Below are 12,398 nucleotides of genomic sequence, written 5' to 3'. Positions count from 1 at the left end.
CTAAAATAAGCTAGTATAAATGCAGAGGTGCTAGGGATGTATCAAGAATTACAAAATAAAGTAATAGAAGAAAAACCAAGCTATTGTCGAGAAGAAATCCAGTGGTTGCTGAAACATTTAGGAGACCCCTCACCAGAAATTCGCGATGATCTCGTTTTTACAAGCTTGGCTAGAGGGATTCAAGAAGAACTGTTTACACAGGAACAATTTCATTTCATTGCTGAGACGATTTCGTCCGATAAAGGAGTAGAAAAAGAGATTGATAAGCTAGGGTTGCCTACACTTGAACGTTCGTTTAGGGCATTGATTTATGCAAATCTCTTGTCTGTTGATGCCAACCCGCAATCGATTTTTTATCAGGGGTTAGAAGCGGAAACCCGTACTGTCCTTTTACATCAAGGCTTATACTATCTTTCAAAAGAAAAGGATACAACTGGTTTTTCAAGCCAGTATGGTTGGGTTCACGCTTTTGCACATGGAGCGGATCTCTTGACAGAGGTGGCTTGTCATCCAGACTTTCCTAAAAACAGAGTTCCTGAAGTCTTTAACATACTTGGCCAAATCTTTAAAAGAATTTCAATTCGTTTTACCAGTGATGAGGATTGGCGCTTGGCGAGAGTGCTTTATGAACCTATTTTACAGGGAAAGTTAGAGCAAGAACAGGTAGCTTCTTGGATAAAAGCTGTTGATTTTACGATAGAAGAAAGAGAAGATTTTTATAAATTTTCCAACTTCAGATCTTGTCTGTTAGAAGTCTATGTCCAACTAGACCAAAGAAACATTTTACAAGCTGGCTTGAAAGAAACTATTCAATCTTTTCAATACTAAATGTGATACTGTGAATGTAAAACTCTCCAAAAATTTCAAGTTACTTTTCTCGAAACAGAAGAATTATTGATGATAAAAGAGCCTTGTTCCTCGTTTAAAAGAACAGGGCTCTTTCTTTGAATATAAAATAGCACTCCTATTTTACTACTGGGAGTGCTATTAATTTTAACTTAACTCTGCTAAAATGGCCTTAATTTGTGCTGCAGTGTGTACCCCTGCGACTTGTTTGACCACCTGTCCATCTTTTTTGAAAAGAAGAGTTGGGATGGACATAATGCCGAAAGCACGCGCTGTTTCAGGATTTTCATCCACATCCATTTTCAGGATTTTTAACTCATCTTCCGAAAGTTCTTCCGATAATTTTTCTAAGATAGGAGCTTGCATACGACATGGACCACACCAAGTTGCCCAAAAGTCCACCAAGACCAATCCTTCTTTCGTTTCTGCTTCAAATGTTGCGTCTGTAATTGCTTTTGCCATTGTTTTTCTCCTTTAGTTTTTATATTGATCGAGGTCTTGCTTCATCAAATAGAAGAAGACATCTCCGTAAGTGCCTTGGTAATCCAACTCATGACCATTATAGGTCAATTTTGTCACTGGAAAATAATCCACAACCCCGATTAGGCAGGCCTGTTGGGAACGCTCAAATTCTTCATAAGAATCAAAATGCATGACCCGTTCTTGTTTTGCACCGTCTAGATAAGTAATATCAATCATAGCGATAACCTCTGTTTCATTTTATAAGTTCATTGTAACTCCTATCATTACACCTGTCAACCAAAACGACTTATACAGACAAATCCATCATCTTTAGCTACTAAATGCAAAAAGGAACAGAGAGTGGGACAGAAATCGGTCATTCGTTAGAATTCGATTTCGTCGTCCCACCTCCGCACAGTTGAGTAGGGCTGTAAAAGCTGATGAAATCAGCGTAGTAGAGCCCACTTAACCACTGCGTCTTGATCGACACTCCAAAGACAATTGAGAGGCTAGGATTTTTGTCCCAGCCTCTTTTTTGAGCTCGGGCTAAAATCCTAGCCAAAACAAAAAATCTCCCCGAAGGGAGATGAATCTGGTCTATTTTACCTTACGATGCTAGGAACCCTAGCCGAAGATTATACTGGATAAAACCGTTCTAGAAAAGGCGACGAACCGAAGATTGTAGGCTCTATCGTGCCATTTTCATACATGATGTATAGTCCAAGTGTAATGAATACTAAGGGCACAACGATTCGCTCATATTTTTCAATTGTCTCAGATATGAACGGTATAGAGGATAGCACACGACTAAGCTCGCAAAAGATAATTATGCCGATTGCAAACACAAGCAACGCCACGAGTGTCTGTGACCAATCTAACGAAGCAAAATAAGGTATATAGATACCTAAATTATCTCCGCCAGACGCAATTGTCAGTAATGTAACTGTCCAAAACAGTTGATTTGACTTGCTTTGTTCAAATCTTTCAATAATTTCTTCCTCTTCTTCCTCACCTTCTCCAACAATTGCAAAGCGAATACCTAAATAGATAGGGATTAAACCAAGCAATCCAACCATCCATGCTTCAGGCACGAAATTGACGACATAAGCAGCAACTAAACTCGCCCCTACGAGTAAGCCTGTGCCTAGATATTGCCCCGCATAAATATGCCATTTCTGTTTATTCTGTGATAGCTGTGCAAATAAAATAATTAAAATAATTAAATAATCGATACTGGTGGAAATATAAACACCAATAGCAGATATGATTGTCTGTCCCATAAAAAACTCCTGTATTAGTCAGTAATAAATCAGCAGATTTTAGGGAAGCACAGACACATTAATTTAGCTATCGCTAGTGGGTAATGTCGAACGTAGGAAAGCATTTTACTCCTCCTCAAAACGTAGTTACAAAGTAATTTCTAACGGGAATTCGATGACTACTTCCATGTAAAGTATGACCCACTATACTTTACTTCGTAAAGTGTGGGCTCTCCGAGGGGTCTTGCAGACTGCTACCATTTGAGTTTTTGTAGTCTCCAAAATCGTGACCGATAAAACCTCAATAAAAAAGCCCTCTGAATCCAGAGAGCTAATTTGAGCTCGGGCTAAAATCCTAGTGAAAAAGATGAAACTCCTTGTGTTCATCGAACACTGTGTCCTTTCCCTATTTTCATACGGATTTTTAACGCCCTTAGCATCATGATTCTTGCTGGATAAAACGTTTCTAGACAAGACGCCGAGCCGAAGATTGTACCATATTTCTTCTGAAAACAAAAATCTCCCCGAAGGGAGATAAATCTGGTCTATTTTACCTTACGATGCTAGGAACCGTAGCCGAAGATTATACCTGAGTATATCGAGGCAAGGTGACAACGCAGCGTAAGTGGAAAATAGAGCAGATTAACGACGAAGTCCAAGAGAGTTGATCAACTCACGGTAACGGTTAACGTCGTTTGTACGAAGGTAAGCCAACAAGTTACGACGGCGACCGATTTTCTTCATCAAACCACGGTAAGTAGCGTGGTCTTTTTTGTGTTGTTTGATGTGTTCGTTCAAGTGGTTGATTTCCCAAGTAAGGACAGCAACTTGTACTTCTACTGAACCAGTGTCACCTTCGTGACGTGCGTATTGTGCAATGATTTCATTTTTTTTCTCTTTTGAGATTGCCATGATAAGCTCCTTTTCTTTATGCTCTATCCGAGTGGCAGGTTTGGCATATCCTGCTACCAAGAAAGAGTTAGTTGTCTATTCGACCTTCTTATTCTATCAAGATTTCATCTTTCTGTCAAACACTTATGTTTCCTTCAAGATGGATTTTTAAGATGAACCTCAAGAATTTGAACGGTTTGATGGAGCATTCTTCTAGCATGTTATTCAAAAAGACAAATATCTATAGGATATTTGTCTTTTAATGGTATGAATCTTATTTTTCTTTCCGTTTACCACGCAAGAGCAAAGCCAATGCAAAAACTGCTAACAGTGCACCGAGTATGGTCAACCCGTATGCAACAACTTCACCAGTTGATGGGAGAATTTTTTTCTTTCCTTCTTTTGGTGTGGTTGGAGTTTCTGGTTTTTCCGGCTTGCTTGGCGTGGTTGTCGATGGAGTCGTAGACGGTGTAGTTGTTGACGGTGGTGGTGTAGTCGTAGACGGTGGCGTTGGTGGTCTATGACGGTTGATTACCATGAAACCATCAATGTTGCTTGTATAACCTGCTACTGGATCCTCTGTAATGGTGTAAGTAATCTTCTTACCTTCCTTGTATACGGGTAGATCCGTAAAGCTTGCCTGCCAATTATCAGTAGCTGTGATTTCTTTTACAGCCACTTCTTGACCATCCGCAAGAAGACGAACTGTGATTTTTTCAGGACGAAGACCATCTTTATTTTCCTTGTCATCCCAGACTTTCTTAACCGTAACTTCTGTCACTTCTGGTGTACGAGTGTTGGTAATATTGGTTCCTTCGATAGTTGTTTCATAGCCTTCAACAGGTTCTTCTGAAACGCTATAGGCAATAGCATGGCCAGCATCGTCGACTAGATCCAGATTGTCAAACTGATAGAGCCAATTTCCGTCTTTATCAGTTTTCACTTCTTTAGAAGCAACTTTGACTCCATTTGCTAGGAGATTGACTGTAATTTTTGATGGACGCTTGCCATCTTGGTTATCATTATCATTCCATGTCTTTTGACCAGCAACGCTTGTTTTTTCTTTTTGGTTTACGACATCACGAGAAATCGCGAGGTCATTTCCAAAATCTTCCTTGCTGATCTTGAGGGGCTCTGTAGAGAGCACATAGCCTGCTGGAGCTTGGATTTCCTGCACCGTATAGGCTTGTTTGGTCAATCCAGTCACGGTTCCCGTACCGTTCTTATCAGTCGTGATGGTTCCGACTTGCTCACCCGTAGCGTCTGCCGTTACAGCAAAGACGGCTCCTGCAAGAGCTTGACCTTTTTCTCCTTTTTTGTGGATGGTGAAGGAATATTTCTCCCCATCAAAGTTTCCATCAAGGAATTGATACAGAATATCTGCAACCTTATTTTGCTCCTTGATTTCTGTAGCTGTCATCTTCGCATTGTTTTTGTAGGATGTATTGATGGCTGGGACCTTGTCCAAATAAACATCATAGCGAATCGTCATCCCTTGCTCTGGAGCTAGATCCCCAATATGAACAGTTAGAGATTGACCATCGGCACTGATAACAGGGGAATAATTCTTGGTGACGTTGGTGGTATCTCTTAAATGATAGGCACCATCTTCGTCACTGATTTTCCAAGTTCCTGTATGAATTCTGATCGAATCAGGCTTGATCTTCCCATCTGTAAAGGCCAGTTGGTCCGAAATATCAATATTATGGAGGGCTGTATGTCCTTGATTGATGTTTAAGGTATAGGTTAATTTTAATTTATCGCCTGAATTGGTCCAACCCCACTTGCTAAAGACCTCCGGAGTTGGCGGATTCTCGCCTGGATTGACTCCTCTATAATCGATCTTTCCACCTGAAATGACGTTCTTGTCCACTTTTAGCGTAAAATCAAGCGTCTTTTTCTCCTTCACAACCGCATGGTCTACACGCGCAAAAAAGCGCAGTTTTCCTGTCACATTGGCCAGTCTTTCAGGATAGTCTGTATAGGTCACGGTGATGACTTTTCGTTGATTATCGACCGTTGCCGTCGCAACCTTTTGACCACTTGGATCGAGCAGGTCAATGGTGTCCATTTCAAAGACCTTAAAGCCATCTCCAAGTTGGATAACGGTCTGATCCCCTGCTTTTACACGTCCATTCGGCAACACAAAGTTTGCTTCCACCTGAAAACTTTCCCACACTCCCAGTGGATCTGTAATCGCTCCACCAGTTGATTTCGAAATGTTTACAGATGTCACCACGTCATTGATCGTATCTGCATGTACTTTAGCAGGACTATTGGTTTTGGCAAATCCTAAAGCCGCTAGTAAAAATAGGGCAACTGTTGACACAACAGAATAGAGCCACTTTTTCATAAACGAAGATTCTCCTTTTTCAAAATCTACTAGATGAGGTAGGCCGTTCAAAAAATTATCACTACATATTGTGATTTTTAGCACAACCCATCTTTTTTCATTATAATCGATTTACTTTGAGAAGACAAGCTAATATATATGCTTTTTGTATTTTAAGTACATTTTTTTGATACAAAGAAAAATAGAGAGTGGGACAGAAATCGGTCATTCGTTAGAATTCGATTTCGTCGTCCCACCTCCGCACAGCTTCAACAGTCTGGGAGACTGTTGAAGGTTGCAGATAAAGGAAACATAGTTTCCGTCAACATAGGGCATCTTTGAAGCTTAAAAAGCGAACAAAGACTTAGGATACTTGCTTCGCAAGTTCTATCCGCCACCTCAAAGCAGTGCTTTGAGCACTCAACCACTGCGTCTTGCTCGACAATCCAAAAACATTTGAGAGGCTAGGACTTTTGTCCCAGCCTCTTGTTTTTTTGCCTATAAGGGAACTCCGAACACCTCTAAAGAGGCCAATTCTGAAGGATGAAGCCTTCGCCATTCTCCCAATTTAAGGTCTTGATCTAGCGCTAGAGGTCCCATAGAAATTCGCTCTAAGTCCACCACTTCCTTGCCACAGGCCGCGACCATGCGCTTGACTTGGTGGAATTTTCCTTCTGCAATTTCGATTTCCACATAGGAGCTAGCCTTTGCTTCATCCACTTCTAAGATCTGCAGTTTTGCAGGCAAGGTCGTGAAGTCCTTGAGGACAATTCCTGCTTCAAAACGTGCCACATCTGCCTCATCCATGATCCCAGCTACCTTGGCACGGTAGATTTTTGAAACATGCTTTTTGGGAGAGAGCATGGCATGGGCAAGCTTGCCATTATTGGTCAATAGGAGCAAGCCATGAGTATCAATATCCAGGCGTCCAACAGGAAAGACTTCCTTGTGACGAGCTGTTTCGTCTAATAGATCCAACACCGTTTGGTGATGGTCATCTTCTGTCGCAGAGATGACCCCAGCCGGTTTATTGAGCAGGTAGTAAACGAGGGTCTCATGGACCAGCGCTTCTCCCATAAAGGTCACCTGATCCTTGTCAGGATCGATCTGCAGCTTTCCTGCTGTCTCTTTTTTCCCATTCACTACGATTTTCTTTTGCTTGAGAAGCTGCTTGACCTCGGTCCTACTCCCCACGCCACAATCCACTAAAAATTTATCTAGACGCATGATTACTTCCCGCTCTTTCGCACAATCCAAAGGCCAAAAAAGGAAATCAGGATCATGAGAATACCAGAAAATCCAAAAATGAAGGCTGGAGCAGATGAGATAGTCCCTAATAGACTAAGGACAAAGGTCGTTGCGATCGAACCTGTACTACATCCCAAAACCGCAATGGACGTTGCCTGGCTCAAGACCCCTACTGGCATCTTATCTGATAAGACATTGTAAACCGTTGTCAAGGCTACACTGTAGGCGAATCCAGAAGCGATGGTTACAAGGGCAAGAATCAAGAGATTTGGAGAGACGCCGATCAACAGTTGGCCCACACCAAAAGCTACACCCGAAACCAATAATAAACGATCGCGGAAGAGCTGGATCAAGGGCGAGAATGCCAAACCTGCCAAGATCCCAACAAATTGCATGGCTGCTAAAATAATCCCAGCAGTTTGGGCAGTGCCATGCCCTACTTGCTCGACCACACTTGGAATCCGAACGGTGATCATGACATTGGACAAGACGATCGACGCCGCAACGACCGCTAAGCCGAGCGCTGTCCGCCATTGTTCCCCCGTCATCTTGACCTCCCGGTGTTTTTCCTCCACTGCTTTCGTCATAGATCCATATGGCACAAATAAGAGATACAAAAGTAAGATTGGAATACTGATACCGTAGACGAGAAAGGCTGATTGCCAACCAAAACGGACCAAAAAACTCACCCCGAAGGTCAAAACAGCGGTCCCCACAACCTCAGCCGAACCACGGATTCCCAAGGTCTGAATGCGCTCTTTCCCCTTATAGCGCTCACTGATGATGGCTATGGCAGATACATTCAAGAGTCCTACCGCCATCCCAAAAATAATCCGAGACAGAAAAACAACCGGATAAGCTGGACTGATTAAGGGAATAAAGCCACATAGAGCGTAAGCGACTAGGCCTATCACAATCATCTGACGCTCTGAAAATAGTCGCCCAATCCATTTATTGAAGATGAGTGAAACCATGATCCCTGCAGAAGGAAGCGAGACCAAGAGCTCAATCATGCTGTGAGGCATGTCCTTATAGTAGGCAAACATTTCCGACTGCGCACTGGAGATCGAAAATGAGGTTGTCAAAATAAATGAAAGGGCGAGAATACTCACCTTCTCCATGATTCTTTTCATTATTTTTTCCTTTAAACTATTCTTTTTTTCACACTCCTCCTATAATAACACGAGCTAGTGACAGGACGCAATAGATTGAATTCAAAAAAACGAAATGATTTTTTCAATCATTTCGTTCGTGCTAGTAATTGTGAGGCGAAAACTCCTGTTAGGAGCATCAAAACACCAATCAAGACAAAGAGCAGATGATTGGAAGGAGCTAGTGGCGTCACCAACTGGATGAAGAAAGAAGAGACGGCTGATCCGAGGTTGCAGCCAATCAAAACGAGAGAAGTCGCCAGATTCAAAAGATTGGTTGGGATCTTTTCAGACAGGTGATAGAAAATTCCGGTAACTCCCGTACTGTAGGTAAATCCAGCTAGTAAAGTAGCTAAAACCAGGAGCCATAATTGAGTGGACAAGCCAATCAAGGCTAAAGCTAGACCAAAGCCAAAACACATGATCATCAACAGGTGTTTTTTGAAGAGATGGGTCAAGCTGGCAAAGCCAACTCCCGCTACAATCCCTGTCAATTGCATCAGACTTAGGACTGTTCCAGCTGTTGTCGCCGTTCCCATCCGAGCGTCGACGATCACCTCAGGCAGACGCAGACTGATAATGGAATTAAAGCAGATAATCACGCCAGCAATCACTGCCAGCATGAAGCTAAAGCGCCATTGTGGAGGACGAAGGCTGAGGGAATTGCCCTTCTTTTGCACCTTTACAGCTACTTGCCTGTTTTTCTTGGGATAGGGCACAAAGAGGATATAAAAGAGTAAAATCAAATAGCCTGCACCATAGACGGAAAAGATAGCTGGCCAACCTAACGGTAGGAGTTGGCCCACCATAAAGGTCAAGATAGCCGCTCCTACTACTTCAGCAGAGCCACGGTAGCCAAGCATGCGCGTCTTATCATTCCCCTTATAGCGCTCACTAATGATGGAAATGGCCTTAGCATTGATCATTCCTGTCCCCAGGCCGAAGAAGATACGACTCAGAAAAATAAGGGGATAGTCTTGAAGGACCAAAGGCACAAGTCCGCTAGTCGACATCACCAATAGACCAATGATAATCATCTGGCGCTCACTCAACCATCGCTCGACAAAGCTATTTAAAAAGAGCATGGCCACGACTGAGAAAGCTGGCAAGGAAACCAAGAGTTCCACCTGCCCCCCTGAATAGCCCAACTGGCCAAAATAAGCCTTCATGGCTGGTAAACCAGCTGTAATCGAAAAAGATGAAATCAGTATAAGAGACAAGCTCAAGAGACTGATTCTTTCCATTGTTTGTTTCATGTTAAATTTCCTATACCTTACTGGGAACATTTTGAACTAACTAGTTTTTTTCAGAAACTATTCAAACTAGTATTTTCAATCGAATCCTAGTATAATCAATTTAGCAAAAGAAAAACAGGACATTTGTCCTATTTTTGGAGATCCAGATGAAAAAAATTCACCACCCTAACCAACTTCAAACAATGATTACAGACTACCAATTGGAGCAGATTTTCCCAAAAGACTGCCTCAGCCAACTGGAACTCATTCTCTACCAGGCAGGGGATTATATCTGCCGTCAAGGAACAGAGCAAGTGGTCATTCCCTATTTTCTCAAAGGACGACTGAAAATCGTCCACAGCCTTGAAAACGGCAGCGACACTATCCTTGAAATCCAAGAAAAACCAGGTCTATTAGGGGAGATCGAACTCCTGCTCGATCGAGTTTGTATCACATCGGTCATTGCCGACCAGGATTCACTGGTCGTTCAGCTCTCTGCTCGGCATTTCAAAGACCGCCTACTGCTGGACCCGACCTTTCTGCGTTCGACTGCCAAGACCTTGGCTAAAAAATTGCACCAGATCAACTATTTCGCTCCTGCTAATTTCCACTACTCGGTCAAGAAACGCGTGGCGACTCATTTCCTTGAGCATTGCGATGAACAGGGCACCATCAAGCCCAAGATGAACCAATTGGCCCTCCTTTTTGGTATTAGCTACCGCCACCTCAGTCGCGTGATCAAGCAGATGATTGAAGAGGGGTTGATCAAAAGAGACGGACGGATCTATACGATTTTAGACAAAAAAAGAATGGGCGACTTGTCCATCAAACACACGGAAATAACTGACAGAAAACTTTAATTTCAAGCTCTTTTGTGTTATCATGGAAGGTAGAAAGAAAGTGAGAGTAAAACAATGAAAGCAATTGAAAAAGTTACAAGAGCATCCCATTTGATTGATATGGATGACATCATCCGCGAAGGAAATCCAACACTTCGAGCAGTCGCTGAAGATGTGACCTTCCCTTTGTCCGATCAAGAAATCATCCTGGGTGAAAAAATGTTGCAATTCTTGCACCATTCTCAAGATCCTGTCATGGCTGAAAAACTCGGCCTTCGTGGGGGCGTTGGACTTGCCGCACCACAGTTGGATATCTCAAAACGCATTATCGCTGTATTGGTTCCAAACCTAGAAGATGCTGATGGCAACCCACCAAAAGAAGCCTATAGCCTTCAAGAAGTCATGTACAATCCAAAGGTTGTTGCCCATTCTGTTCAAGATGCGGCTCTCGGAGAAGGGGAAGGCTGTCTCTCTGTTGACCGCAATGTCCCAGGCTATGTAGTCCGCCACGCGCGCGTGACCGTTGAGTACTTCACAAAAGACGGTGAAAAGAAACGCATCAAACTCAAAGGCTACAACTCCATCGTCGTCCAACACGAAATCGACCACACCAATGGCATCATGTTCTACGACCATATCAACCCAAACAACCCATTTGAAATTAAAGAAGGCCTTTTGATATTAGAATAGCGCAACTGTCAAAAATACCTAACTGAGGAAGCTCTCGGTTAGGTATTTTTTTGTTATTTTTTGCCTTGCTTTTTCTTTGAAAACTTATGTATGATGGCACGCGCCAGGCTAATGAAGAAATCCAAGACGATCCCTAAGGTAAGTATTCTGACAATCCAAACTAATAATATTGGTCGTGTTAGACTCGAGCCATTATATCCTAAATGATCAAGCAATTCAATTATTAATACAAAAAATATTATTTCTAGTGGTAAGCGAATTTTGGCTTTCTTCAAACTGAAGCCTTTTAACCAATCCCACAACAAATCCCACAGGGTCAGATTATTCTCAGGTTCATCTTCCCAGTATTCCTTGCTTTTTGTTTTCAAATATAAGAGGTAGCCCACTTCTGTTAACAACTGACTAAAAGCGTAACTGAATAATATCGTTAAGGCTATCCCTAACACTACGCCAAAATATCCAGAAAGTACAGCTCCTAGCATGGAGCAGGCGAAGATGATCGTTAGAGAATTACTACTGTAACTACTTGATTTTGCAAAATAATTTCCCAAAGTTCTAGTTGGTAAAAAGCCAATCTTTAACTGCTTCTTAAGCCAAAAATAATGATAGACAAAACCCAGTAATGTACATATCACTATAAACGGAACGGCAAATACAGCATACTTTGTATAACCTATCTCGAATTCCTTATTTGCCAGAGCAGAAACAATGATGAGCAATTCCATGATTTGGAGTGATAAAAATATTCCTATATAGGTCAATAAGAGCAGAGTCGTTGACAATACTTGCCTTCTATATGCAAACTTACCAATTAATGGGATAAAAAATACGATGATAAGATAAAGGCAATACGAAACGAGGATATCAAAGAACCAATTGCTGAATGGATTAACTCCCACAATTTTATCGTAGTAACTATAAAAACTAAGTATTTCTATTAACAATACAAATACACCCGCAAAGGAAATAAGCATCATCGATGCTGAAGCGCGTGTATTGGCTAAACTTTTAAAATAGACTTTGTTCGCCTGCTCAATATCGACGTTCTGTTCGTTTTTCATAGCACATTCCTTTCTAGGAAATTTTTTAAGGCCCAAAAGCGGATGGAGGTTTCTCTTGCTTCTGAGTTTCACTCGACTGGATCTACTTGACTTTAGCTTTGAAAGAGATGATTGGGGAATAAAAAATTAAATTCCCAGCTGATAAAAATAGAAATGAAATACTTAATAAAACTATATGAAAAATAAAATTAGGACTAAGGTTTAAAAGAATCACGTAGCATATTGCAATTGATACTACTAAAGCAAATAATGTTAAAGTTAGAATCAATAGTATTTTCTTTATCTCACTTGGAAAACAATACACTTTTGTACTGACCCCAAAAAGTTAGACAAATAATTTAAGTGAAGGATTTAGTTCTGTATTGCACAGGACTAAGTCCTTTT

12 protein-coding genes are annotated in these 12,398 nt (G+C 41.6%); 3 read left to right on the top strand and 9 right to left on the bottom strand.

Going from position 1 to position 12,398, the window contains the following annotated elements; genetic code table 11:
• Positions 1 to 36: 36 nt before the first annotated feature.
• On the top strand, positions 37 to 828 hold the full coding sequence (locus JX304_RS02275; protein ID WP_205011086.1) for a DUF2785 domain-containing protein: 792 nt from the start codon (positions 37 to 39) through the stop codon (positions 826 to 828).
• Positions 829 to 993: 165 nt separating this feature from the next.
• Here the strand turns inward: JX304_RS02275 and trxA are convergent, their stop codons facing one another.
• The 8 genes from trxA to JX304_RS02235 all read right to left on the bottom strand — a co-directional run bounded on the left by trxA (position 994) and on the right by JX304_RS02235 (position 9,445).
• Positions 994 to 1,308, bottom strand: coding sequence for a thioredoxin (gene trxA / locus JX304_RS02270; protein ID WP_205011085.1), 315 nt, complete (start codon positions 1,306 to 1,308; stop codon positions 994 to 996).
• A gap of 12 nt (positions 1,309 to 1,320) precedes the next feature.
• Entirely contained in the window at positions 1,321 to 1,545 is a 225-nt protein-coding gene (locus tag JX304_RS02265) for a DUF4649 family protein (protein ID WP_205011084.1), read from the bottom strand.
• A 398-nt stretch (positions 1,546 to 1,943) separates the two neighbouring features.
• Entirely contained in the window at positions 1,944 to 2,588 is a 645-nt protein-coding gene (locus tag JX304_RS02260; protein WP_205011083.1) for a CadD family cadmium resistance transporter, read from the bottom strand.
• A 621-nt stretch (positions 2,589 to 3,209) separates the two neighbouring features.
• A complete protein-coding gene (gene rpsO, locus JX304_RS02255) occupies positions 3,210 to 3,479 on the bottom strand; it encodes a 30S ribosomal protein S15 (RefSeq protein ID WP_003004251.1) in 270 nt (89 codons plus the stop codon).
• Positions 3,480 to 3,732: 253 nt separating this feature from the next.
• Positions 3,733 to 5,811, bottom strand: coding sequence for a Cna B-type domain-containing protein (locus JX304_RS02250; protein ID WP_205011082.1), 2,079 nt, complete (start codon positions 5,809 to 5,811; stop codon positions 3,733 to 3,735).
• Positions 5,812 to 6,288: 477 nt separating this feature from the next.
• Positions 6,289 to 7,017 (bottom strand): pseudouridine synthase, encoded by a 729-nt coding sequence (locus tag JX304_RS02245; RefSeq protein WP_205011081.1) that lies wholly within the window; start codon positions 7,015 to 7,017, stop codon positions 6,289 to 6,291.
• A gap of 2 nt (positions 7,018 to 7,019) precedes the next feature.
• The gene (locus JX304_RS02240; protein ID WP_205011080.1) at positions 7,020 to 8,171 is read right to left on the bottom strand and encodes an MFS transporter; all 1,152 of its coding nucleotides are present in this window, start codon (positions 8,169 to 8,171) and stop codon (positions 7,020 to 7,022) included.
• A gap of 107 nt (positions 8,172 to 8,278) precedes the next feature.
• Positions 8,279 to 9,445 (bottom strand): MFS transporter, encoded by a 1,167-nt coding sequence (locus JX304_RS02235; protein ID WP_205011079.1) that lies wholly within the window; start codon positions 9,443 to 9,445, stop codon positions 8,279 to 8,281.
• Between the two features lie 146 nt (positions 9,446 to 9,591).
• Between JX304_RS02235 and JX304_RS02230 the strand changes: the two genes are divergently transcribed.
• Positions 9,592 to 10,284: a cyclic nucleotide-binding domain-containing protein gene (locus JX304_RS02230; RefSeq protein ID WP_205011078.1), complete on the top strand. Its 693-nt coding sequence runs from the start codon at positions 9,592 to 9,594 to the stop codon at positions 10,282 to 10,284.
• 54 nt (positions 10,285 to 10,338) lie between these two features.
• On the top strand, positions 10,339 to 10,953 hold the full coding sequence (gene def, locus JX304_RS02225; RefSeq protein ID WP_205011077.1) for a peptide deformylase: 615 nt from the start codon (positions 10,339 to 10,341) through the stop codon (positions 10,951 to 10,953).
• A 53-nt stretch (positions 10,954 to 11,006) separates the two neighbouring features.
• Here def and JX304_RS02220 read toward each other — a convergent pair whose 3' ends face one another.
• Complete coding sequence (locus JX304_RS02220) at positions 11,007 to 12,014, bottom strand: hypothetical protein (protein WP_205011076.1); 1,008 nt, start codon at positions 12,012 to 12,014, stop codon at positions 11,007 to 11,009.
• Positions 12,015 to 12,398 lie beyond the last annotated feature (384 nt).

Source organism: Streptococcus parasanguinis (assembly GCF_901875555.1).
Taxonomy (GTDB): Bacteria; Bacillota; Bacilli; order Lactobacillales; family Streptococcaceae; genus Streptococcus; species Streptococcus parasanguinis_H.
This window is presented reverse-complemented; position numbering and strand designations above follow the sequence as displayed.